Origin of the sequence: Bradyrhizobium sp. 154 (assembly GCF_023073875.1) — a bacterium.
Taxonomy (GTDB): Bacteria; Pseudomonadota; Alphaproteobacteria; order Rhizobiales; family Xanthobacteraceae; genus Bradyrhizobium.
Genome location: NZ_JADPKG010000014.1, coordinates 79,346 through 104,940, shown reverse-complemented (window position 1 = coordinate 104,940; position 25,595 = coordinate 79,346). Strand labels below are relative to the sequence as shown.

Annotated in this window: 14 protein-coding genes and 2 pseudogenes; 8 read left to right on the top strand and 8 right to left on the bottom strand. The window is 58.2% G+C overall.

What is annotated here, in order from left to right; all coding sequences use genetic code 11:
• The 4 genes and pseudogenes from IVA92_RS01190 to nolL form a co-directional block, all read left to right on the top strand.
• Positions 1 to 532 (top strand): annotated as a pseudogene (locus IVA92_RS01190) (IS21 family transposase); the annotation flags it as partial.
• Positions 441 to 1,304, top strand: coding sequence for an IS21-like element helper ATPase IstB (istB, locus tag IVA92_RS01185; protein WP_346015530.1), 864 nt, complete (start codon positions 441 to 443; stop codon positions 1,302 to 1,304). The pseudogene IVA92_RS01190 and the gene istB, both read left to right, overlap by 92 nt.
• A gap of 406 nt (positions 1,305 to 1,710) precedes the next feature.
• Positions 1,711 to 2,973 carry a diaminobutyrate--2-oxoglutarate transaminase gene (ectB, locus tag IVA92_RS01180; protein ID WP_247281330.1) on the top strand — a complete coding sequence of 421 codons (1,263 nt, stop codon included), beginning with the start codon at positions 1,711 to 1,713 and terminating at the stop codon, positions 2,971 to 2,973.
• A gap of 1,053 nt (positions 2,974 to 4,026) precedes the next feature.
• The gene (gene nolL / locus IVA92_RS01175) at positions 4,027 to 5,148 is read left to right on the top strand and encodes a nodulation factor fucose acetyltransferase NolL (RefSeq protein WP_247281329.1); all 1,122 of its coding nucleotides are present in this window, start codon (positions 4,027 to 4,029) and stop codon (positions 5,146 to 5,148) included.
• Between the two features lie 457 nt (positions 5,149 to 5,605).
• Here nolL and IVA92_RS01165 read toward each other — a convergent pair.
• From IVA92_RS01165 to IVA92_RS01135, 7 genes and pseudogenes are all read right to left on the bottom strand, one after another.
• Positions 5,606 to 6,212: pseudogene (locus IVA92_RS01165) on the bottom strand (3-methyl-2-oxobutanoate hydroxymethyltransferase); the annotation flags it as partial.
• An 847-nt stretch (positions 6,213 to 7,059) separates the two neighbouring features.
• Positions 7,060 to 8,325: an adenosylmethionine--8-amino-7-oxononanoate transaminase gene (locus IVA92_RS01160; RefSeq protein ID WP_247281328.1), complete on the bottom strand. Its 1,266-nt coding sequence runs from the start codon at positions 8,323 to 8,325 to the stop codon at positions 7,060 to 7,062.
• Positions 8,322 to 8,954, bottom strand: coding sequence for a dethiobiotin synthase (bioD, locus tag IVA92_RS01155; RefSeq protein WP_247281327.1), 633 nt, complete (start codon positions 8,952 to 8,954; stop codon positions 8,322 to 8,324). Before bioD ends, IVA92_RS01160 begins: the two co-directional genes overlap by 4 nt.
• A complete protein-coding gene (locus IVA92_RS01150) occupies positions 8,951 to 10,105 on the bottom strand; it encodes an 8-amino-7-oxononanoate synthase (RefSeq protein WP_247281326.1) in 1,155 nt (384 codons plus the stop codon). Before IVA92_RS01150 ends, bioD begins: the two co-directional genes overlap by 4 nt.
• An 86-nt stretch (positions 10,106 to 10,191) precedes the next feature.
• Positions 10,192 to 10,545 carry an aspartate 1-decarboxylase gene (gene panD / locus IVA92_RS01145; RefSeq protein WP_247281325.1) on the bottom strand — a complete coding sequence of 118 codons (354 nt, stop codon included), beginning with the start codon at positions 10,543 to 10,545 and terminating at the stop codon, positions 10,192 to 10,194.
• A gap of 50 nt (positions 10,546 to 10,595) precedes the next feature.
• Entirely contained in the window at positions 10,596 to 11,579 is a 984-nt protein-coding gene (gene bioB, locus IVA92_RS01140) for a biotin synthase BioB (protein WP_247281324.1), read from the bottom strand.
• A gap of 578 nt (positions 11,580 to 12,157) precedes the next feature.
• On the bottom strand, positions 12,158 to 12,613 hold the full coding sequence (locus IVA92_RS01135; protein ID WP_247281323.1) for a hypothetical protein: 456 nt from the start codon (positions 12,611 to 12,613) through the stop codon (positions 12,158 to 12,160).
• A 4,953-nt stretch (positions 12,614 to 17,566) separates the two neighbouring features.
• Here IVA92_RS01135 and gmd point away from each other — a divergent pair.
• The 4 genes from gmd to IVA92_RS01115 all read left to right on the top strand — a co-directional run bounded on the left by gmd (position 17,567) and on the right by IVA92_RS01115 (position 23,994).
• On the top strand, positions 17,567 to 18,652 hold the full coding sequence (gene gmd / locus IVA92_RS01130) for a GDP-mannose 4,6-dehydratase (protein ID WP_247281322.1): 1,086 nt from the start codon (positions 17,567 to 17,569) through the stop codon (positions 18,650 to 18,652).
• Positions 18,633 to 19,592, top strand: a complete 960-nt coding sequence (locus IVA92_RS01125) for a GDP-L-fucose synthase (protein WP_276576769.1) — start codon at positions 18,633 to 18,635, stop codon at positions 19,590 to 19,592. Before gmd ends, IVA92_RS01125 begins: the two co-directional genes overlap by 20 nt.
• A 234-nt stretch (positions 19,593 to 19,826) precedes the next feature.
• On the top strand, positions 19,827 to 21,653 hold the full coding sequence (gene glmS / locus IVA92_RS01120) for a glutamine--fructose-6-phosphate transaminase (isomerizing) (RefSeq protein ID WP_247281321.1): 1,827 nt from the start codon (positions 19,827 to 19,829) through the stop codon (positions 21,651 to 21,653).
• Positions 21,654 to 22,644: 991 nt separating this feature from the next.
• Positions 22,645 to 23,994: an MFS transporter gene (locus tag IVA92_RS01115; protein WP_247281320.1), complete on the top strand. Its 1,350-nt coding sequence runs from the start codon at positions 22,645 to 22,647 to the stop codon at positions 23,992 to 23,994.
• Positions 23,995 to 24,481: 487 nt separating this feature from the next.
• On the opposite strand, the gene IVA92_RS01110 is transcribed toward IVA92_RS01115, so the two are convergent.
• A complete protein-coding gene (locus IVA92_RS01110; RefSeq protein ID WP_247281319.1) occupies positions 24,482 to 25,348 on the bottom strand; it encodes an electron transfer flavoprotein subunit beta/FixA family protein in 867 nt (288 codons plus the stop codon).
• Between the last annotated feature and the right edge of the window lie 247 nt (positions 25,349 to 25,595).

Sequence of the window (25,595 nt, the reverse complement as noted above, 5' to 3'; positions counted from 1 at the left end):
GTGATCCGTCAGGATGGACGTATCGTTGCCGAGCACCCGCGATCCTTTGGCCGCGGCGATACCGTCTACGACCCCTGGCATTATGTGCCGGTGCTCGCCCGCAAACCCGGCGCCTTGCGCAACGGTGCTCCCTTCAAAGACTGGGTGCTGCCGGCCGCGATCGATCGGATCCGGCGCAAGCTGGCCAGCACCGACGATGGCAATCGGCAGATGGTCGACATCCTCAACGCGGTGCTGACTGACGGTCTGTCCGCGGTGGAAGCGGCCTGTGCCGAAGCGCTCAGTCACAGCGTCCATTCCGCCGATGTCGTTCTCAATATCCTGGCCCGTCAACGTGAACCTGCCCCACCGGCCAACATCATGACGCCGGCCGCACTGACGCTCCGTCATGCACCGATCGCCGATTGTGCCCGCTACGACAACCTCCGGAGGACCATCTGATGGAACGAACCCAAATCTTCGACCTCATGGGCGAACTCAAGCTCTACGGCATGAAGGCTGCCTTCGACGAGATCATGGCAACTGCCGTTAAGCGCCAGCACGAGCCTCAGCGCATTGTCGGCGACCTGCTCAACGCCGAGATCAACGAGAAGCAAGCCAGGTCGATCAAATACCAGCTCACCATTGCCAAGCTGCCGCTCGCCAAGGACATCGCCGACTTCCAGTTTGACGGCACGCCGATCAATCAGACTCTCGTCAATGATCTCGCTGGCGGCGGCTTCATCGCCCAACAACGCAACGTCGTGCTGGTTGGCGGCACCGGTACAGGCAAAACACACTTGGCCATTGCCATCGCCAGAAGTTGCATCCGCGATGGCGCTAGAGGACGCTTCTACAACGTCGTCGACCTCGTCAACCGGCTCGAGACCGAAACCCGCAACGGTCGGCAGGGACGGCTCGCCGAGCATCTGACCCGCATGGACTTCATCGTTCTCGACGAGCTGGGCTATCTGCCGTTCGCGCAATCCGGCGGTCAGCTCCTGTTCCATCTCATCAGCCGGCTCTACGAACGCACCTCCATCATTGTCACCACCAATCTCGCGTTCGGCGAATGGCCGAGCGTGTTCGGCGATGCCAAAATGACCACCGCGCTACTCGACCGATTGACCCATCACTGCGACATCGTCGAGACCGGCAACGACAGCTGGCGATTCAAAAGCCGCGACGATGTTCAAACAACCCGCGCTCGCGCCGTCTCCGCAACCCCGACCAGCTCCGACGACCCGAGCGCTCCCAGCAGAGCACGCCGATCAAAGGGGTCCCTTTTGGATGCCGATAGGGGGTCCCAGTCGAACGCCGATTGACAGCTGCCGGGCTCCGCCATCGCCGGAGCGCATCGGCCCCTCTGGTCGCGACGACATTTTTCGGCCCACATACTTCCCGTTTCCAAGCTAACCGCGCAGTATGCGCAAATTTCTTCAATCGCGCGCGGCTAAGCAAGTTTGCCCGCGAAGGACGACTTAGCCGGGGCCCTCGCTGGATGGGGACGAAACTACTAAACATAGTAGCTTTGTTCCGCCTGGTTCTCGGGTAAGCCGTTGGAGCTGATTTTCAGACGCCCTACGCATAGCCCAAAGGACGCCGAGAGGCGCCGGAACCGTGCGCTCGTGGTCTGCCAATCCTGTACGATGTTGGCCGCGCGCTTGTTCGTCGAGCAGATTTTCTTGTCGAGGAGACGACCACATGGTTGGAGGACACGAGCCGCACAGAATGAAGACAGTCGAAATGCTAGAGTCCAACGTGCGCTCGTACTCACGTTCCTTTCCTGCTGTCTTCAGCAGGGCGCGCGGCTCGATTATGTTCGCAGAGGGTGGCCGAAAGGTCATTGACTTTCTGTCCGGCGCTGGAGCGCTAAATTATGGCCACAACAATCAGGAGATCAAATCGGCAATCGGCGAGTATCTGGAGTCGGACGGGGTCGTCCACGGCTTGGACATGGCCACTCCAGCAAAGATCGAATTCATGGAGACCTTTAGCTCTGTCATCCTTCGTGAACGGAATCTTTCCTACCGCTTTCAATTTACGGGGCCTACGGGAGCTAACGCTATTGAAGCAGCTCTAAAGCTCTCGCGTAAGATCACAGGACGTCACAACGTCATTTCTTTCACGAATGGATATCACGGCCAAAGTTTGGGAGCCATAGCCGCGAGCGGTAACCGCTTTTACCGCAAAGGCAGCAGCATTCCCTTATCCGGCACAACGTTCATGCCCTATGATGGGTATCTTGGCTCCGCTCACAGTGCGGCGGATTACGTGCGAAAGGTATTAATGGACGAGAGCAGTGGCACTGATCTTCCAGCCGCCATTCTCGTCGAAACCGTGCAAGGAGAGGGAGGCATTAACGTCGCCGGCGAGGAATGGTTGCAGTCAATTCAGGCTTTGGCAAAAGAGGTCGGAGCTATTTTCATAGTTGACGATATCCAAATGGGCTGTGGCCGTACAGGCGAGTTCTTCAGTTTCGAGTTCGCTGCGTTGTCGCCAGACATTGTTGTACTGTCGAAATCGCTGAGTGGGTACGGTTTGCCACTATCGATGCTCCTGATCAAAGAAGCGATTGACGCATGGGAACCAGGCGAGCACACGGGGACGTTTCGAGGAAACAACCTTGCACTCGTCTCTGGCAAAGCGGCTTTGAATCTGTATTGGCGCAACCAGACGTTCTCGCAACAGGTCCGACGATTGGGCGCATTTATGCGGCGTCGACTCGATGCTGTCGCGCACCAGCACGGAAACAGGTTTGCTGTTCGTGGACGGGGCATGGTATGCGGATTCGATTGCAAAACGACCGAAATCGCAGAGGCGACGTCACATAGAGCGTTTGAGAAGGGATTGATTATCGAGCGATGCGGACCGACCGATCAGGTTGTAAAGTTCTTGCCTGCACTTACGATCGAGCAAGAAACGTTGGGACAAGGCCTAGACATATTCGAGGAGTCATTGACCGAAACGTTGAATTCAGCCCGAGCAAGCTAAACTTGTAGGCACCCGAGAGAAACTGTTGCTAGCGACCGCATCGCCGCACACGCCGAAATGGTCAGGAGTTTTGAGGCCATGATCATGAAGGTGAAGCCTGAAGGCCAACTCTATCTGTGACCCTCCGAGTCGGCTGATGCGCGGAGAACGCCTGCTGCCCTCCTCGATCCACAACACGTGAGTGCGAGCAGCACCTTGACCATAGAACCTCGCAATCGCGAGCGATTCTGGTCGAGCTGGCTTATCTAAGTTTCCACTCTGAGGTCTGCCGAAGGTGAGCTCGCAGCGGAATGGAGTCAAATGGTGTGGTATGGCTTCTTGGTGCCCACGTGCCGAGCCGCACGGGTGCGGACTTTGTTGGGACCGTAGATTGTGCAGCAGCGATCCAGCCTGAGCCGTTTACAGCATAGGTGCAGCAACAATCACTCCGGCGGCCGGCGTTGCGACGAACGCCGTCAAGGAACGAGCGGTGGGGATGTCCCGGGTTCTGTTGAATTTCTGAAGAGGTCGGCGTTGCCACCTTGAGCCGGTAGGCTCGGGGTGCTGATTCCAAAGGAGAGCAACGCCATCACGAGAGATATCACACACCGGCTGGTTGGCCGGCGACCGGCGCTGTGGACGAAGCATTTGCGGAAGTGCGGGCGAGTCCTCGAGTTCAGCTATCAGAAGCCCCTATTTGGCGTGAGCGCCTCGGCGGCAAGCGAAGGTGACGGACCAAATGTCAACTATGCTGGGCCAACCGAAGAAGCCCGACGCATCTGCCGGGTCCGAGATGCGTCGGGCTGAGTGGAAGGCTGAGCGCGACAGTCTTCCTCCCAGAACCGCGTCTGCAAATAGTATGCCGTGCCCGTACTGCTACACCAGTATCTCAAAATTAGATATCTGCCCTGCCACAAAGTTCCGCGAGGCATTCAGAGACGCTCAGCCAGCTCCGTCTTCAATGGCCTGACTATTCCCGTTCCAAAAACTCCCGCCATCACCTTTCGTTTGGATCAAAAATGAGGCAGAAGAAGCGGACAACGGGCCGCCGGCTCATCAACAACAGATATCTAGATGTTTGACACATTGCTACGCGTGACTGGAACGATCGCCCCGAGCTCGCGCACGACAGAGGCAAACGATCGAGATCTAAGCTTAGATTTCGCGAAAGGTGCGCTCATTGTTTTGGTGATCGTTGGGCACCTGATTCAGTATGTCATCTACCGAGACGACGGGTTTTGGTATTCGCCGTACTACAAATCGATCTATATGTTTCACATGCCGCTCTTTATGGCGATAAGCGGATATCTTTCTTCTCGATCACTGCTGCAAAAGTCGTTCACTCGAGCCGCCAGCGACCGTGCGAAGCAGCTCTTGCTGCCGATGCTGTTTTGGTGGACGTTCATGGAGACAGCTAAGCTGGCGGCATTGTGGCGCGCGCCCAGCCTAACGAGCGGACTTTTGGAATTTGTAGACGATTTCGCTGGCACATACTGGTTCATCTGGGCCACGTTTATTTCCTACCTTCTCCTCAAGATTTCTACCAGGCTAAACCACCAATCGTGGGTCATATCTGGCTTAGCCATACTGGTCGCACTCGCGCCTCTGACATTCTCCATATCACCCCTGATCAGATTCACTTACCCGTTCTTCTGCTTCGGCTTCTTGCTTGCTCAATCGAGAGAGCGATGGACGCGTACATCGCGACATCACAAGCCGCTCCTAATTTTACTTCTCTCGATAGTGACCTGCGTATGCTTTCTAGCTTGGGGCAAGGATACCTATGTCTACAATAATCTTGGGGTAATTCACGATTTTCGGTCGGCTAAAAACGTGCTTCTGATGTTTGTTGGCTCTGCAGCTGCCTCAGCAATCGCTATCGAACTCCTGCTGCAATGCTGGAGCGTTGGCCATTCAAATCGAATTGCCCGCTTTATCGCTGTGGAGTTGGGCCAGACCACGCTGCTGCTCTACCTGGTCCAGGGTACCGTGTTCCGTCTCATGGATTTCGTACAGTTCGGAGAACTTTGGGATCTCACGACCCGGTTGATCATCGCGGGTATGCTCGGGGCCGCGATTATTGCGATCGCGCTAACGGTGCGCTCGATTGTTCGCGGCGTTCCATATCTGTCGCAGCTCGTCCTTGGAATGCCGCCACGCTCTGGTCTTCCGCAAGCCAAACCTGCAATGAACTAGCTGTATGCATTTGACGTTTGTACGGCAGGGTATGGCGATAGCTTGTGACGCCGCGGGAATAGCGCTCGAACCCAGATCCGACGGCGACGGCGTGCCGCCGGTCGAGCCGGTGATCGGCATAAGAGCAACCCCATCGAAGCGTGTATTGATCAGGTTTGTATGGCACCGGCGAACTCAGCCCATTGCCTCCGTCCAAATAAGATCGACTGTCGTGAGATTAGCTTCGCTGCACCAGTCGTCCAGCCGCCGGGTTTCGACCCAGATCTGGCGATCGAACCTAATCCAATCACACTCGGCGAGATGTTTCTTCGAGTGCCGTACTGAACCCGAGAGTCCAGTCGTTCGAATCTCCGTCTCGGCCCGCAGCTGCCCGAAGTAAAAGGCCCTCAGCAACGAACAAGCCGTTCTTGTTCGATGAGATGGCGAGGCGATTACTCATCGCGAGCAAGTTGTGCTCAGATTCAGTCGCGCGCGCAGCGAGCTCGGCCGGGGCGCCTTCGAGGACAAGAGCAAAGCATCCGGCTGCTGTAGCTGGTGCGCATCGGCAAGCAGGCGTAGGGCATCGTCCACGTTCCGAACTTGTACCTTGAAGCCGCCCATCGCGTTCACGCTTTTATGGTGTGAGACCAAAGATGACCCATCACGGAAATTTCGCAATTCACCAAGGCTCGGATCATCTCAACACGCTTGCCCCTCCCTCAAGTTCGAGGCGTCTGCGCCACGCTGCAGGACGCCTCGAGCGTTGCATATCGTGTCGTCGGAACTGAGATGAAAGCTGAGAAACGGCATGTCAGCTACAAGCAGGGTGCCAGGCCCTGTTTGCGCGACCACGACCAGGTGGTGATTCATCGTCGCCATGCTGACCGGTAAAGTGGTCATCAAACCCAAGGCATACGTTGCCGACGCTATCGCCGACAAGAATGACGTCGACGACAGGATCGGCGATGCGTGCCGTTACCCGCATCATAAGCCGTGATCATCACCATGGCGCGCCCTTCCTCCTTGCGTCGTTGCAGAACTGGAATCGTGACGCGTTCAACCGGCAGCTGCGAAGTGTGGCTCATGTCGATCTGATCCGGCCCCGCATGTCTCTGGAAATGGCCTTCCCCCTGGAGAGCGAAAGGTATCTGTCATTAGGGAGCCCGAAAAGGCGCGTCACTGAGAAGTCGGAAGCACAAAGTTTCCAATGATTGGGCGGTCAGCAAATAAGGTCATTCAACATGTCCTCTGCGCGGTGTTCCAGGGACTGACCATCCGAACATTCTGAGCGTCAAAAACGGCGGCCTGGAGACGACGCACGCGAGCGGCGATAGTGGGTGTGCTTATGAGGCTGCGATTTACGTGTCAAAGCCGCTGTCGGCTCCTTAAGGCGGCATGTCCGTCACCTCTGGCTGCTGACAAGGATGGGCTGGCGCTTAAAGCCACGGCTTCGGCGGACTGCAGGCTCCGCAAACGACCGCGACCAGGCGAGGGAAATAGGAAAGATGCACCAGCGCTCGCGCGGCTGCCGCAAACTCCGGAATGCGGATGACGTGTCCAGCATCTCCGTGTCCGTAGAGGCTTGATAAGACCTGCCGTCCAGGCAATCTCATCTAATCGAAATAACGGCGGAACTTCCGCAACAGGCCGTCACCAATGGACGCATAACTTCATGATTTTGACTTCGCGCAGGCATCCACACAGATGAACACGCGACCAATCGCGATAACGCGATCGGACTGAAACCGAACGCGCGATGACACTGTGGACCGACCCGGCGAAGCCCGCGATCTCGCCCGGCCGGCAGCACCCACGTTGCAGATCCGAGGTCACAATCGTCCATTTCGTAGGTATATGGCAAGGCTCTCTCAAGTCGTTCGGGAAGCCGACGACAGCTCAGGATCCTTGATCTTGCGCTGCCGCGCGTCTCTTTCAGGCCAGTGTATCGGCAGCGCCACAAATGCCTGCATATATTTCGTCCAGGTCACCTGCTGTTACACAATATGGCGGCATCACATAAATCGTATTGCCGAGTGGGCGCAGCAAGAGATTACGGTCTTTAAAGAAGGCGTGAAGCCTCGGGCCGATGCCTGCGAGATAACCGGTATCTCTCGTCTTCAGATCGAGTGCTGTGATGGTGCCGCTACGGCGAACGTTTGCAAAGCGCGGATCGGCGCGGAATGCTTCAATTGCGTGCTCCTGCATGGTTGCAACCGCAGCGATGCGCCGGTGACATTCCTGGTCTTTCCACAGCTCCAGGTTAGCCTTAGCGGCGGCACAGGCCACCGGATTTGCCGTGTACGAACTCGAGTGAAAGAATGTGCGCGTACGGTCTTTTGAATAATGGGCATCGAAAATCTCCGCCCGGCAGAGTGTCACCGCGAGCGGCAGCGCCCCTCCCGTGAGACCCTTCGAATAGCACGCTATGTCTGGCACAACATTGGCCTGCTCACAGGCGAAGATTGTTCCGGTGCGGCCCCAGCCCGTCATGACCTCATCGGCAATGAACAGGACGTCCGACGCCTCGCAGATCCGCTTCATCTCTCTTAGCACCCAAGCTGGGTACATCAGCATTCCGCCTGCCCCTAACACCAGAGGCTCGACAATAAAGGCTGCGGGATTTTCGTTCCGACATGCTGACTCAAGCGCATCAAGCGTCGCCCGCTCAAGACCGCTCGCAGGGAACGGGATTGAGGTCACGTCGAACAGGAGAGGTCCGTACGCCACGTTGAAGACACCGCGGGCACCAACTGACATCGCACCGAACGTGTCGCCGTGATAGGAGTGCTGCATGACAACGATGCGTGTTCGCTGTTCGCCTATATTGTGCCAATAGCCGAGCGCCATCTTCAAGGCGACTTCCACGCTGGCTGAGCCACTGTCCGAGTAGAACACGTGGTCCAAGCCTCGGGGTGTGAGTTTCAAAAGGAGCCGAGCGACCTCCTCGGCCGGATCATGCGTGTAGCCGGCGAAAATGATTTGGTTCAGCTTGCCGGCCTGTTCCTGAATCGCGCTCACGATCTGCGGATGGCAATGGCCGTGAGTGACGACCCACCAGGATGAGATTGCATCTATGATTCGATGATCATCCGCCGTGTAGAGATAAGCACCGTCGCCACGCACAACCTTGGTCATCTCGTTGTGAAGAGCATGCTGCGTGAATGGGTGCCAAATTGGCCACCTCTTGTTTGGCTTCATGGCTTGAAATCGCCGGGAACAAACGAGCCTTTGAAGACATCCCGTAGGCTGTCTGCCGTCAAAGGAGAAATCCAGGGCAGCCGTCCTAACCAACGCACCCGCGCGATGTCACAAATTGCGCTCTCAGTTTCAGAATTTCTTTCCCCGATGAATGCGATCCCAAGAATGTCGATCTGGCGCTTTCGCAAGGCCTCTATCGAGAGCAGCGAGTGATTGATGGTCCCGAGTAGCGTGCGCGCGCAAAGCACGACGGGAAGTCGCCACCGCTGGAAGATATCGATGTAGAGTGCGCTAGAATTCAGCGGCACCATCAGCCCGCCAGCGCCTTCGATGACGAGCGGTCGCTCCCCGGTATCCGGCAGGACGAGCGAATCGGGGTCGATGCGAATCCCATCTATTTCGGCGGCATGATGCGGGGAAGCGGGCGTTTTAAGGCGGTAACGCTCCGGAACGATCCGATCGGCCGGAAGACCGCTCAGTCGTGCGACCTGCTGGCTATCGGTCTCTCCTTCAACACCGGCCTGAATTGGTTTCCAGTAATTCGCGCCGAGAAGATGGGCAAGGCCTGCCGAAAAGACAGTTTTGCCGATCCCTGTATCTGTGCCGGTCACCACGATCCGCTGACTCATCGAGATCCGCCCCTCGTCTCCTCAACGAGGGCATCGAGCATCGCACGCACCTCATTCTCTCCGACGTTGAGCGTCAGTGAAATTCGTAAACGGGCCGTGCCGGCCGGCACCGTTGGCGGTCTGATTCCTCGGATGTCAAATCCGCGAGCCTGTAGCGCGGACGCTAGCCTCATGGCGCGGGCATTCTCGCCAATGATATAGGGCAGGATCTGCGAGTTCGAAGGACTTCTCTCGCCTCGCGCAACCATCTCCCGATGCGTGAACGCGACAAGCCTCGCCAGCCGCTGTTGGCGCTCCGGCTCCTCCTGCAGGATCGACAGAGCCTCCCGTACGGCTACCGCCATTAACGGCGAAGGGGCGGTCGCGAAGATAAACGGGCGACAGCGATTGATTATGAAGTCGCGCAGCACGCCAGAGGCGGTAACAAGCGCGCCGGCGGCTCCCAGCGCCTTGCCGCAGGTATGAATAACCAAGAGATTTTCGCGTCCTTCATAGGCCGCTGTGAGGCCTCGCCCCTGCTCGCCGTAAACGCCGGTGGCATGAGCTTCGTCCACAACCAAGAACGCATCGTACCGGTCCGCGATCGCGAGCAGGTCTTCAAGCGGTGCGAAATCGCCATCCATGCTGTAGAGGCTCTCGACTACGATCCAGACCCGCCCCGCTCCGCCCGCGGCACGCCAGTCGCAAATTGCGCTTTCGATAACCTGGGGGTCGTTATGGGCGCTGATTCGAAACGCGGCTCGGCCAGCTCGTGCTCCTTCGTGAATGCTGGCGTGAACCAGGGAATCAAGGACGAGCAGGTCGTCCCGTTGCGGCAACGTTGTCAGCACCGCAAAATTTGCGACATAACCACCGCCGAAGAAGAGCGCGGTCTGCGCGCCGAAGAACCGCGCCGCTGCTGCTTCGAGGCGTTCGTGCTCCTCGCAGTTGCCGCGCAGAAGCCGTGATCCGCCGGCTCCGATCGGAGTACCCCCTTCGAGCGCGGTGACGATGGCTTTTTTCATGCGCGGCGCGCTCGCCAGGGCCAGATAATCATTTGATGAAAAGTCAATCCCGGTGCGCGGCCTGAGACTCCGCAGGCGGTCGTCGTTTTTAAGCGCATCTAAGCCTGCCGCATAGCTGGCGACTTTACCCGCAATGATGGAATTCATTCTTCACTCGCTGAGCAAGGATGGACGCAGCAAAACTCCCAACTGGTCGCCAACGACAGGGTCTTGCGGCGGCTAGCTTGTTGGATTCAAACCGGGACGATGCGATTTTGTCGATCAACCAGCACAATGCGCGGCCTGAAGATTCTTGCATCCGCCTCGTCAAGTGAGGCGTATGCAACGATACTTATTTTATCGCCGGGCATCGCCAGTCGCGCCGCCGCACCGTTCACGTCTACCGTGCCGGACCCTTGTGGCGCTTCCGTCACAAACGTTGCAAAGCGTGCCCCCGTCTCGAGGTTGTAGAGTTCGACGCGTTCGTTAATCAGGATACCGGCCGCGTCCAGCAGTGCGCGATCAATCGAGATCGAGCCTTCAAAGTGCAGGTCGGATTCAGTTACCGAGGCGCAATGAATCTTTCCCTTCATCATGACAATCTGCATTTCTTACCTACGCTGATAGCTTGCACGCAGCACGCCGTTGTTCTGATGACTTAAGCGAGTCCAGACGTAATGCCGAGCCGGGCTAACAAACTTGCATCACGGTCAAGTTGCGGGTTTTTGGTAGTCAGCAACACATCGCCGACAAAGATGGAATTCGCACCCGCCAAGAAGCATAGGGCTTGGAGTTCATCAGTCATATACTGGCGCCCGGCGGCCAACCGTACGACGCTCTTGGGCATCATGATCCGCGCGGTCGCCACCAGGCGCACCAGTGCAATCGGATCGGAACGCTCCGCCGTGACCTTCACCGGCACGCCATCCACCTCGTTCCACAGGTTGATCGGTATACTTTCCGGATGCTTGGGAAGATTGGCGAGCAGTACCAGCATGCCGAGACGGTCATCGACGTGCTCACCCATGCCAATAATGCCGCCACAGCAGACTTTGAGCCCCACCTCGCGCACGCGCGTAAGAGTGTCGATCCGATCTTGCAAAGTCCGCGTAGTGATGATGCTGCGGTAGAACTCCGGCGAAGTGTCCACGTTATGATTGTAGAAGTCGAGGCCGGCGTCGGCGAGCCGCGTGGCTTGCTTTGGCGTGAGCATGCCGAGCGTTACGCACGTCTCCATGCCGACACGTTTAACGGCGGCAATCATGTCGCAGACCTTATCGAGATCGCGGTCCTTTGGGCTGCGCCACGCCGCGGCCATGCAGAAGCGACTCGCCCCGGCCGCCTTGGCGCGCTGCGCGGCGGCGACCACATCAGCGCGATCCATCAAGCGAGTCGCCTTCAGGCCAGTGTCGTAATGCACGCTCTGTGCGCAGTAGGTGCAGTCTTCAGGACAGCCGCCCGTCTTGATGCTGAGCAGGCTTGCGGTTTCGACGTGGTTTGGGTCAAAATTGCCGCGATGAACGGTCTGGGCCTGAAATAGGAGCTCGGCAAATGGCTGCGCGTAAACCCCTTCCGCCTCGGCACGTTCCCAGTCGCGGCGGACCGGCGCGCCGTTGCGGCCGCTATTGCCTTCGACTTCCACAGCACCCCCAAGATTTTCGGTCGATCATACAGGCGACACCGTCGTGCGTAGCTTCGCAAAGCAACACTCTTGCCCGGTATTGACGAGAAATATCGCCGAGTTGCGCGGGCATGGCGCTCGTATCAAGCTAATCGCCGCTCCCTCGTGCAGGATTTCCTCGCGAGGCCGAGACAAGCGCAACAACGCTCCTCGACGCGCCTCACTCAGGTAACTAGCCGATGCGTACGGTAGTTGCGCCCCGTAGGAGCCTCTCCTGATACAAATGTATTTGGCCGCGCGCCGTGTACAACGGATCCACGAATCTGTTCACCTGGCCGATCCCACGATGGTGTGGTTATGCGCGTCACATCCCGTACAATAAACGGTGGCCCGGACGAGCCGACTCTGCGAGCGTTACCTCCCGCCGTCTCCAGAAGCGCAGCGGGTTGGGCTCTGGGGCGCAGAGCAGCGGCCCGGCGCGCCCTTGGCGGGTCTGTGGCCACCTAGGCTTGCTCACCGCCCCTGGCTGTGGTGAGCAACTCCGCTGGACTCTCGATCACGTCGTCGCCGCCCGACTTGGCACGACGCGGCGAGATCTGCTAAGACGTCGCACTCATCTGCGCAAACAGAATGGCCGCTTCAGACGGCCCGAGCCCGACGATGCCCACGAAGGCTGCCGGAGGCATCGGAATGACCTGACGGGTCGGCCTCCAGAGATGCAGGCAGTAGCGACTATTGTTCACATACTGCGAATGAGGAGGATGCAGCTGCATCACACATTCCTCTTCATCCCAAAACATATCTTTGGCGAAGCACATCTCCTCCCAGTTTGGAGATCGCCGTGGCGTCGACACAGAGACATGCTCCCATCCCGGACGGACGAAGCCGACGATCTTGAGTTGGCAGCCACAAGGCCCCTGCACGAAGAAGAGACCGGAAGGACCAGACCCCGGTGCGGTGGCGAATCGGCCATCGCGGACGCGCCCCGCTTCGAGTCTTTCTACACTTTGCTTCCTCATGCGTCCTCTTTCTTCTTTTGGCCGATAGAGTTGCATCCGGCACCACTCGTGTTGTTCGACTCGTACATCGAACGGCTGGTACCCTGGCATGGGCGGCCCCAACTGCCGCTGATCATCTGCACCGACTTACTTGGATGAAGAACATCGGTTCTGTCCGCATCGTTCACCGGGGAGTTCTCTAGGGTTTATCTTTCGACATCTGAGCTCTCTTAAACTTTCTCGTCATTCGCCCGTTCGTTGCGAACTTGGCCTCATGCAGACAATCTGCGCAGACATCTACGATGGCTTGTCTTGGCAAGCCGTGCCACCAGGAGCTTCTGCTCGCCTCGTCGCCTGAACAAGTCCGCAACGTATGGCGTTGAGCTCGCCGTGCTTGGTGCAAGATGCCAGAATTCGACTGAAACGCTTAATGGCGGCGGAAGCCAATTCGCGTGGCATGATCCGGGCGAACCGGCTACTTTGTCACCCAAACAAACGTCGCAGGCTTCAGCACATGATGCAAAGCGACGCCAATGCCTCGCCAGTTCATCGAGCGAGAGGCTTTGATTTCGACGATCTGGCGGTGGCTTTCATCTCATTCCTTCATGTCTAGCGGTTAGCCGGCTTGCCGCCTGAGACACCGTCAATGCGTCATCTATGTGGCCGGCCACCGTGACTCCGAATGGATTCATGGTCAGAGGCTCGCACGCGCGGACCGCACTCGTTCAGCAGCCTCGCTCATTGGCCTTACCGCATGAAGCAGTTCAGCCCTAGCGGGCTGTGAGCTCCAACGGAGAGACACCCCGCGCCGGGGTCACAAGCATTGACGATCGGTGCAACCGTCCGCCCGGTCGATCAGAACTGCCCGTCAACCTCATTTCTTTGCCGCCCCTCCGCGAGGCGAGCCAGCTTATCATATTCCTCAGCGACCTTGATGAGCCTGCATCTGGATGTGTCGTCCTCGAGCGACTCCGCTTTTCTTCGGGTCGCTTCAGCACGGCTTCGCCAATGTTTGGCGTCTGAGAACAGGTTTTTTTGCTTCATGCGGAAGACGATGCAGTTATTAGATCAAGAAAATGCGACACATGCCCTACGTAAGATCCCGTAGGTTGGCTGTCGCAAAAGCACCTCATTTGCCGTTATCTGCCGACCGCTCTGTTGATGTCTGAGATGCGACAAGCCGCTCGCACCAAGCGCGGCGAGGGGCGCGAAATGCGCGACTCTCGACATTAGGGCTTGAATCGTACGTAGCGTCAGATTGTAGGGTCTTCTTACAGGTGGCGAGCGTGCTTGGCCGTACAACAGCTTCCGGGCGACACAATTTCGAGTGTGTCGTTTGGCGAGCCAGATTGCAGAAGGCCCGCGTTGTCTCGGACGCCGCAGTGAAGCCGCCTCGGCGACTCATTGCAACGTGTCGCGATGAAGCCAGGCTGCAGGAGAACCGGATTCTAAGATCGCAGCAGCATTGTCGCGTGGCGATTGCGCCGCTTTGTAGATTGCTCACGCAGAGGTCGCGGTCCGGAGATCGGGGCCTCGCAGCTCAGAGTGGAATGGAAGTTGGAGGCCATACTCATCTTACATAGCCGTGATGCGGCCGCGGCGAACCTGCAATAGCTTGCTCACGCCGAAACAGGTAGCTGTAGGCATACACGGTTGCCAGCATTCTCGCCAGAGATGCGCCGACTGGTCGCTCATGCCGGAGCCCCCTACGGGTGCCTGGATTGACTCCGCCGCCGCCTCCATCATGTTTTTCGTATCCAAAGACGGACAACACGGCCTCGGGAGTAGCAATGACTTCTGCAGCTTTGGCTACCAAGCAGTCGTTCAATTGACGGCCATGGAGCGCGCGAGGTCAGACCACAAGGAAATCTCGATCTATGCCCTGTCCGAAATGTCACACAGATAACTGGTGCGAGATCGCAATGCACGATCCCTGGAGCGGCCGACCAGTGATCAACTGCAATACTTGCGGTGAATATGCCGAGTACGATTGCCTCCAGCGCAAAGCAGCGCACGCGATCATCGCAGCTACCTTGGCTTGTACCGTGAGCAAAGAGGACCAGCGAGATCCGCGGGCGGTTGCTGACAGCATTTTGGATGTGCTGGAGAATGCCGGCCTAACAATCGCTCGCGCCTCAAGATGAATGGGAGGAACACCGATCGGCGCCGCTACAAGGCCCCGCCCGTCCATCAGAGAGCATGGCCAACTGCGCCGCTCGTTCCAACAGCCACTTGATTGCCTTCAAAACGCCGTCTGTCCCCTGGCCGACCTGGAGTAGTCGGCATAGCAACTCTTTGATACCAACAACGATTGTAGCAAACGCGCCAATCTGGACCCGAGCCGCGACGCTCTCAACGGGACCAGGGCTGAGTACGGCTTAGGCGCGGGCTTCCAACGTGAGGCCCGGCAGATCTTCCCACAAGTATCGAACCGGCGATGATCAACCCCGCGTGGCCTGCACCTGACGGCGCCTTTCGCGGTCCATAGTTCAAAGTTATCTAGAACGGCGAAGTCACTGTTAGGTGCCTTGACGGGAGTTTGGCTCATTGACCAGATTAACGGGCTGCCGATTGATCTCGTTTCCTATTCTGCTCAGCCGCCGCGGCACCGACAACTCCCGGGAAGCAGCCCTATTATGACGGGGACAGCGGGAGAGCTCGGCTGGATAGACAAAACCAATTCGCACAGACTCGAGAGAGCATTCAGCCATGGACGATTGATTCCGGCGCCGAGGCAGCTCCTATCCACACATTCAAGTAAGCTTGACTGATTCGCTTGATCACTCGTGGCCGGCGACGAGCAGCCTCACAGCTGGGCGTAGCTATGCGCGCACACTCGAGCGGACCCGAGCTGCGCGTTCCGCAGACGACGAATACAGAAAGCCAACTGCCTTGGTGAAGCGCCTCCCGCCCTCCTCGTCATGCGGCTGGCTCCTGGCGAACGAAGACGGTTTCGACATATTCACGCGATAAGCCCGCAGGGGGATTGAATCGTACGTAGCGTCAGATTGTAGAGTGCCCCCTAGGGAGCACCAATGTTCGGTCGCTTCAGAAGTTCCTGTGCTAAAGCGGAGCAGGCCGGTTGCTTGCGATGAGAGCTTTTCTGCCAAAGCGGCTGAGGATCGCGCTCACTGCGAAGAACGCTGTTTCTGTCCTGTTCACGCAGATCGCCGGCCCGTATGAAGACAAGATCGCCCACATGTAAGAAGGCCCAATCCAGCCTTGCAGGCTTCGATATACGTTTGCGGGCACTGAGTGCCCAACCCGCCGCTGCGAGATTGATGCGCTATCCCGGAGCGGACATGTGAGAGGACCCCATGGATCCAATAGGGTCTTGCTCGTCGATCACTGTGAGGGCCAATGCCGGGCCATTGTTGGCTTCAGGAATGGCGATCCTGGAACCGCATATATGTGCGGCGAACCTGTTGTGATGGGACCTCGCCAAAAGCTGTCATCATGGTGCGCTTATCACCATTCCCGAATGCACGTCACGCCATGGTCGGGCGGACGCAGCGTCGTTGAAGGAAAGCAGACTAGATGACCAACAGTAATCCGAGACGAGCGCGCGCAATTGCTAGGCATGGGCAGCGGTCGTCGCGGGAGCAAGAGAGCTGCCGATAGATCCGCGAGCTGGATCTGCGCGACGTGCAGGCCTGACGATTGCCCCAGGGCCGAACGCCGATCCAGGCAATGAGGCCCATCAAGACCTGATGAACGAGTATTAAGAAGCTTATGTGAGCGCCTTGGATCAGAAATGAAGTGGAAGTTTATACCCGCGAGGGACTGAAGATTGATCTCGGCACCTTGATTGAGGGCAACACCGCGTTCGAAGCCGATAAGCCGGCGATCCATTTCGAGGGCGCGCCTCTAAAGCTTACGCTTCTTTCGGCGCATGCGAGCGGGTGGCACGTGGTTTAAAGGCCCGGGTCAACCTCTCCACGAGCAGCTCATCCGAATTCTTTCTGCCGAGGGGCTGCAAATCAAATGTGATAATTGAGGTAGAACGCAGTTGATCCGTCAGCTCAGGCTACTGTCCGCAGAATGCTTGCTCAAGAACCGGGACTTTGCCGCGGGCATCGATAAGAGAAGGGGCGCTCGGGACCAGCAAACCGCCAGTTTCAATGGCAGCGGCACGTGCTCAAGGCGAGCCTATTCACGCACATGCGGGCTTTGCCTAGTCATACTACGGCTGGCCCAAAGACATGCTTGCGAGCGCGGAAAACACCCCCGCGCCGAATGGTCGCCGAACCGAGCACTGACCTTCTGAGCCATATCGTCCGCGCGCTAAACGCACGATTGTTGTTGATTCCGTGGCCACTCGCGAGCAATGAACCGCCAGATGCTTTTCGCTACTGAATTCGTCATTCGGTGGCGCAGGGGCACACTGATCGTCGCGATAAACCCCTTGAGGTCCCATATAGCACTGGCCTCATTCATGCAGCGTTTTTCTGTGAACTCAAACAGCACAGAGTCAATATGCGCGCCTTCACTTTTGCTTGCCAGATCACCAACTTGATTGTCCAGAAATGGATCGATGATGATAAGTACTGCGCGACAAGAGAACGAATTTCAATGCTTTGTTTGCCCGGCTTGCTCGCGGTTGCACTGGATGAACAGCAGACTGGAAAACTCTTAGGTAAGGACACGAAATGAGGGACACTCGCTGGCTCAACGCGCGAGTTGACCACGCAGGGGACTGTGGAACGCTTCTCGGCCAAACGGGTCTGCTTACCTCCTATGCGCGTCCGCAATTTCATTAATTGCACCCGCGCAATAGAGAAACGCCTGACGAAGGCCGAACGAAATCTTCTGGGCTACAAACTTTCGTATAGTCCTTCAAAACCCTTTCGATGTGGAAGGTTACCTCCGTACAGTTGAGCAATTGATGCAATGCCTATACAGAGTCCAGAACTCGGCAGTTCGAGAGCGCGACGCTTCCGCATTCGAAGAGGCCAGACGCGATTGACGTCGTCGATCGGGGACCGACATTAGCCTGCGCAGAGCAACGATTTGTCAAACCAAGAGAGCAAACGGCGGGTCGCTCTAATCACCGGCGTGACTGGACAGGACGGCGCCTATCTCGCCGAACATCTGCTGTCGCTCGGCTATATCGTGCACGGCATCAAGCGGCGCTCGTCTTCGTTCAACACTGCGCGGGTCGACCATCTCTACCAGGACCCGCATCTCGGGGACGTGCCGTTCCTGATGCACTACGGCGACATGACGGACTCGACCAATCTGATCCGCCTGGTGCAGCAGATCCGGCCGACCGAGATCTACAATCTCGCAGCCCAGAGCCACGTCGCCGTCAGTTTCGAGAGCCCCGAATACACCGCCAATGCCGATGGGATCGGCGTACTGCGGCTGCTCGAGGCGATCCGGATCCTCGGCATGGAGAAGGAGACCCGGTTCTACCAGGCCTCGACCTCCGAGCTCTATGGCCTCGTCCAGGAGATCCCGCAGAAGGAGACCACGCCGTTCTATCCGCGCTCGCCTTACGGCGTGGCGAAGCTCTACGGCTACTGGATCACGGTGAATTACCGCGAGGCCTACGGCATGTTCGCGAGCAACGGCATCCTGTTCAACCATGAGAGCCCGATCCGCGGCGAGACCTTCGTCACCCGCAAGATCACGCGCGGCGTCGCGCGTATCGAGGTCGGGCTCGAACAGACGCTCTATCTCGGCAATCTCTCGGCCAAGCGCGACTGGGGCCATGCCAGGGATTATGTCGAGGGCATGCATCTGATCCTCCAGGCGGACAAGGCCGACGATTTCGTGCTGGCGACTGGTGAGACGCGCTCGGTGCGCGAGATGGTCGAGCTGTCGTTTGCGCAAGTCGGCCGCCGCATCGAATGGCGCGGCGAGGGCGTCGACGAGACGGGCGTCGATGCCAAGAGCGGCAAGACCGTGGTGCGGATCGATCCGAGCTACTTCCGTCCGACCGAGGTCGAACTCCTCGTCGGCGACGCCAGCAAGGCGCAACAGGTGCTCGGCTGGAAGCCGAAGCGCAGCTTTGTCCAGCTCGTCGAGGAGATGATGGCAAGCGATCTGGCGGAAGCAAAACGGGAGGTGGCCCATGGCAAACGCACCGTTTGAGCTGAAGGGCAAGAGCATCTACGTCGCAGGTCATCGCGGCATGGTCGGCAGCGCGCTGATGCGCCGGCTCGCGCGGGAGGACGTGCAACTCGTCACGGTCGACCGGCGCGAGGTCGATCTCTGCAACCAGGCCGCCGTGTTCGACTGGTTCGCGAAAACGCGGCCGCAAGTGATCTTCCTCGCCGCCGCAAAAGTCGGCGGCATCGTCGCCAACGACACGCTGCGTGCCGAGTTCATCTACGACAACATCGCGATTGCCGCGAATGTGATCCAGGCCGCGCATCAAAACGGCGCCGAGAAGCTGATGTTTTTGGGCTCGTCCTGCATCTATCCGAAGCTGGCCCCACAGCCGCTGCGCGAGGATTCGGTGCTATCAGGCCCGCTCGAGCTGACCAACGAGCCCTACGCGATCGCCAAGATCGCCGGCATCAAGATGGCGGAAGCCTATCGCAGCCAGTACGGTAGCGACTTCATCAGCGTGATGCCGACTAATCTCTATGGCCCCGGCGACAATTATCATCCCGAACTGAGCCATGTCGTTGCCGCGCTGATCCGCCGCTTCCACGAGGCGAAGGTCGCGGGCGCAAGGAGCGTCGCCGTGTGGGGCACCGGCACGCCGCGGCGCGAGTTCCTCTATGTCGACGACATGGCGGATGCCTGCGTGCACCTGATGAAGAGCTATTCGAGCGCGGATCTTGTCAATGTCGGCACCGGCGAGGACATCACCATCGCCGAGTTCGCGCGGGTCGTGGCTGAGGTCGTCGGTTACGGCGGCGAGATCACTTTCGACACGTCGCGCCCCGATGGCACGCCGCGCAAGCTGCTCGACGTCAGCCGCCTCGCCAGGCTCGGCTGGCGCGCGAGGACAAGGCTTGTAGATGGAATGCGGCAGATCTACCAGGCCTTCTTGGCGGTATCGGGTACATCGGACAAAACGTGAGACTCAGCTGCTAACTGCTGACGTCGCTCATTGTCCGATTGCCAGAAAGTTGCTTTAGGATCTTCCGGCGAATTCGACTGGGCTCCACGTGTTGCTTGGAGCTCGCGCACCTCTGGGTGCCGCGTGCCCGATGGAGGGCAGGCACGGCTCGATTGGCCGATAACTATAGCGAGCGAATTGGTCAGGCGCGCCTTGCGGGACGCTCTGTTTTGAACTTGAGGTAAACTGATTAGCATGTGCGGAATTGTCGGCATCTTGGGGCGCGGTCCGGTCGCGGATCGTCTCATCGATTCACTGAAGCGACTGGAATATCGCGGCTACGACTCAGCGGGCATCGGAACGCTCAAAGGAGACCAAATCGAGCTTCGACGCGCCGAGGGCAAGCTGAGGAACCTTGAGACACGCGTTCAGTGCCATCCGCTCTCAGGCCATGTCGGGATTGGGCACACGCGCTGGGCTACTCATGGCAAGCCGACGGAGCACAATGCTCATCCGCATGCAACGGACAATGTTGCAGTCGTCCATAACGGCATAATCGAGAATTTCCGCGAGCTGCGAGCGGAGCTAAAACAGCATGGCGCCTGTTTCGCCTCTGAAACAGACACCGAGGTGGTGACGCATCTCATCGACTTTTATCTGAAAGATGGCTGCTCGCCGCAGGAGGCAGTAAAAGCGTCCCTGCCGCGGCTAGTCGGCGCGTTTGCGCTTGCAATCCTGTTCAAGGGTCAACACGACCTCATGATCGGTGCGCGCAAGGGCTCACCACTCGCGATCGGGCATGGCGAAGGCGAAATGTATCTCGGATCGGATGCTATCGCGCTCGCGCCCCTTACCGGCTTGATCACCTACCTTGAGGACGGCGATTGGGCTGTGCTCAACCGCAACTTCAGCGTGGTCTACGACGCACAAGGCACAGTTGTCCGCCGGCAGGTGGTGAAATCTGGCGCGTCGTCGGTTGTCGTCGACAAAGCAAACTACCGCCACTTCATGGCGAAGGAAATCCACGAACAGCCTGGGGTGGTCGGGCAGACGCTGGCGCATTACGTCGATATCGCCACCGAAAGCGTAGCACTGCCGCAGGAGCTTCCGTTCGACTTCAACGAGATCGGACACATCTCGATCACGGCTTGCGGCACGGCAGGCTACGCCGGCCATATCGGCAAATACTGGTTCGAGCGGCTGGCTCGTATTCCGGTTGAGCTCGATGTCGCCTCCGAATTTCGGTATCGTGAGGCGCCGATGCGCAAGGGAGATCTTGCTATCTTCATCTCGCAGTCTGGCGAGACGGCCGATACGCTGGCCGCGCTCCGCTATGCCAAATCGCAAGGCCTGCATACCGTCTCGATCGTAAATGTACTGAGTTCGACCATTGCGCGCGAAAGCGGGACAGTGTTGCAGACACTCGCCGGACCTGAAATCGGCGTTGCCTCGACCAAGGCGTTCACATGCCAGCTCGTCGTCCTGGCGGCGCTTGCGGTCGCTGCTGGCAAGGCCCGCGGTGAATTGCTGGAGAGCGACGAGGTCGATCTCGTGCGAGTGCTGATCGAAATTCCGCGGCTCGTTACAGCGGCGCTTGCCAGCGAGCCGCAGATCGAGAAGATCGCACGCGACATCGCCAAATCGCGTGACGTGCTATATCTTGGTCGCGGCACGTCGTTTCCACTGGCCTTGGAGGGGGCACTGAAGCTAAAGGAGATCTCCTATATTCACGCCGAGGGTTATGCGGCCGGAGAGCTCAAGCACGGCCCGATCGCCTTGATCGACGAGAGCGTTCCCGTAATCGTCATTGCTCCCTACGACCGGGTGTTCGAAAAGACCATCTCGAACATGCAGGAGGTCGCCGCACGCGGCGGCAAGATTATCTTGATAACGGACGCTCGGGGAGCCGCAGAGGTATCCATGGATTCACTCGCGACGATTGTGCTGCCGGAGATGGGTACGACGTTTACGTCGATTGTCTATGCGATTCCGGTGCAGCTTCTGGCCTACCACACGGCCATCCTGATGGGCACGGACGTCGACCAACCCCGAAATCTCGCGAAATCGGTAACCGTCGAATAAGGCAGGGTGATGCGGCCTGGAAGTGTCGTGGTCAGATTCCGAATGCGCACAAGCCTCGGTCAGATCGAATTACGATGTGCCGCCCGGCTCCTGGCCCGATGCCACAGCATGGTTTGTGCCGGTTCATAGCGCTTGCTTACGGAGGCCGAGACTCATGTGCAAAATCTACGGCCAATCAGGTTACGAGGCTGGTGTGGCGTTGCCTCCGGCAAGCAAGGAGTCGCGTATGACTTATCATGGCATTCCGATTGCTTGGACCTGGTCATAATTCGTGACGAACGTCAGGTTTTTCGTACGGCGTGGAAGCCAGATGAACCTGTTCGATTGATCCAAACGAATACTCGGTTATCGCTGAGGAGGCTCGCTACGTTCTTCCCCCTCAACACGGGTTTTGGAGCGCATTAGGACCGCAGCGCCCCTCGAAGTACGAGGCGCGCCTCGCTTCGAAGGACAACGTGGCACTTGCCGAGCATGGCGATCGGCGCTATCGGACGGGCTCGATCGCCAGCACGCTCACCAAACGTTTTCCGTCAAACCTCAGGTTAACTTGAGCAACTCGAGGCCAAATCGCTGGACGTCGGGGTGAGATGCTAACGGACCTCGGCCCCAATCGCAGGCTCGCGAGCTGTTCTAGCACGACATCTCACGGAGCTCTTCCCTGCCGCTCGAATGCCATGCATCTCGTCCTTTCCTTTTCATTGCATGTCGGTGCGCTCAATGAGCGAATTCGGCCACGCCACAGACAACAACCCTTGTCACCGAGAATTGCCCGACGTTTCAGTAGCTTGAGAGTCACTCCTGCCGTGCGAGCGGAATAACGCCCGAAAAACTGTGCGAGTTTGCGGCAATTGCCGAAAATATGCCGGAAACGTCAGGCGCTTACGGGTTGGTCGATAGTGCCCTGATGGCAGATTCGCGGCCATGAAACTGCACTGGGCTGGCGTGAGATTTTCTCCGGAACCGGCCATTTCAAACCGAGAGGAAACTCGCCATGTCACCAGCGTCCATCGCGCATGCGTCAAATGCCAAATCGCGCATTGGCGCCATCTTACGTGCGACGAGCGGCAACTTCCTCGAGCAGTTCGACTTCTTCTTGTTCGGGTTCTACGCCAGTGCCATCGGAAACGCGTTCTTTCCATCAGGAAGCGAAACCGCTTCACTGCTTAACACCTTCGGTGTGTTCTGGTTGGGGGCCTTGATGCGACCGGTTGGCGCGATTGTGCTTGGAGCCTATATTGACCAGATTGGCCGTCGGCAAGGCCTGATCATCACGCTTTCGATCATGGCTGTTGGCACCGTCATCATCGCCTTTTGTCCCGGCTATGCAACAATCGGCATTGCCGCACCCGCGATCGTGCTGTTCGGACGGCTGTTGCAGGGCTTTTCTGCCGGCGTTGAGGTTGGCGGCGTTTCCGTCTACCTCTCCGAGATTGCCACTCCGGGCAACCGCGGCTTTTACACATCGTTTCAGTCCTCGAGCCAGCAGGTTGCGATCTTTGTCGCGGCTCTTATCGGGTATTTTTTGAGCGAAGCACTTCCGGCCGAAATGGTTGCGGCCTGGGGCTGGCGGATCCCATTCTTCCTTGGCTGCTTGATCGTTCCGCTTATCTTCTTCCTGCGCCGGACGCTGGAGGAAACTCCGGAGTTTCTGGTCATGAAGACCCACCCAACGGCCCGCGAGGTCTTTGCCTCCACAGTTGCGAACTGGCGCATTGTCATTCTCGGCATGATGATCGCGATGCTGACGACCACGACCTTCTATTTCGTCACAGTGTACACGCCTACCTTCGGCAAGCACGTATTGCAGCTGTCCTCGCAGAACACGCTCTTGGTGACGCTTTTGGTCGCCGTGACGAACTTCATCTGGAACCCAATTGGCGGCGCGATTTCTGACAGAATCGGTCGGAAGCCGGTCTTGCTGACCATTGCCGGCCTTGCCCTGGTGACTGTATATCCGGCGTTGTCTTGGCTTGTGACCGACCCAAGCTTTGGCAAGATGCTGGTAGTGGAGATGATGTTCTCGTTCTACTTTGGCACCTATAGCGGCGCCATGTTGGGCGCTTTAGTCGAAATCGTACCGAAGCACGTTCGCACAACCTGCTTTTCTTTGGCCTTCGCACTCGCCGCAGCTCTCTTTGGCACCTTTACCCCGCTCGCATCGACTTGGCTGATCGATCGGACCGACGACAAGGCTTCGCCGGGCTTCTGGTTGATGTTTGCAGCTTTGCTCGGCATTATCGCCGCGCTCACGATTTATCCAGGAAACACCAAGAGAGTTGCGAAGCTGTCGCGACCCGAGCGCTCTAACCGGGCCGTAAGCGCGCAATTTACCACGCATTAGCAGCGCGCCCACGGGGGGGACCTTCACGTCCAAGACTGAACTGAACGGGGTGCGCGGCGGTCCTTGCGGTGATCTCGCGGTGCTCCACGTGCCACTCTGCGGGTCACGGTTCTTCCTATGCGAGTGGAGCAGTATCGGGACGAGCCGTGGCTGATGTTGACCGGAATGGCTGAGCACTATCGCCACGCGCGATTCGTTCTGTGGTCGGCGGCGCGATGATAATGCTCGCACTTTGCGGTTACGTGAAACACGGCAGAGCTCGCGCGAGGGAGATACATCCCTCGCGCGAGCTTCACGTGCGCTGCCAAGCAAACTTAACGGGCACGTCTTGAGGTTGCATGAATTCCCCAGTGGACCGGTGTATCGCAGCTCGCCAAACCTCAGCGAGCGGTCGAAAAGCCTTCAATCGTGCCTAGTGGACCGACCGACGGGTCAATGCATGACTACGATCCGGGCCATCTCTGGCTCCGCTCGATCAGCCGCGACTTCACGCACCGCTAGTTTGCGCGGATGAGCTACCGCGCGCAAGCTGTGCGAGCTCCGTCTCGAGCGTAGGGTTGCGCTTGAACATGGCGTCGATCAACGCTTGCGCCGGCTGCTCGGCCGCTTCCACCCACGTCGCCTTCTCCGCTCGTGCGGAGGGCGCGAAGACACGCTTGACGACGGTCGGCGACCCCCTCAGACCGCATTTGGCCATGTCATCCACGCCGGCAGTTTGAGCGCTCCATTTTACGATTGAGGCACGGGCCGCACGCAAGGCATCGATCATTGCACCGCGGCGAATTTGATTGCTTGCCTCTAACATGCTGATGAGACAAGGAAGCTTGGAACGCAGCACCTGGACTCCTCCTTCGCAGCGCCGTTCCGCATCGATCGTGCGTGCTTTGAAGTCCAACGCTTTGATTGTGGAAACATAAGTAAGCTGCTGGACCCCGAGCCTCTTCGCAATGCCAGGTCCCACCTGCGCGGTATCGCCGTCGATAGTCTGCTTGCCGGTGAATATGACGTCTGGTGGGCCATATTCCTTCCCGATGTTGCGAATCGCGCACGCCAGCGCGTAACTCGTCGCCAGCGTATCGGAGCCCGCGAAACTACGATCAGTGAGCAGGACAGCACGATCGGCACCAAATGTCAGCGCCTTTCGGAGAGATTCTTCAGCCGACGGCGGGCCCATTGTGAGAACAGTGATTTCGCCGCCGAACTTGTCTCGTAGCTCGAGCGCAGCTTCCAGTGCGAACAGATCATATGGGTTGATGATTGTCGGCACGCCCTGACGCATGATCGTATTCGTGACAGGATGCACGCGGATTTGTGCGGAGTCGGGGACCTGTTTGATGCAGACGATGCTGTGCATATGCTTCTCCTAAGATGTTGAGCAGGCTCCCCACGAATAGCAACTGTCATACCACCCCAGGCATTTCGCCTATGAGAGACGAATGCAACGGCTGCCGACTGACGGTGAGACCGTTGGGGACTGCGACGGGCTGCGTAAAGCGGACGTGATCTCTCTGATCTGAGCTGCGCCATAAACGGCGCGGCCGCGATCTTGCGCTAGTTCGACACCTAATCACTTCTCATAGTGCGAATACATTGCAAGCGGA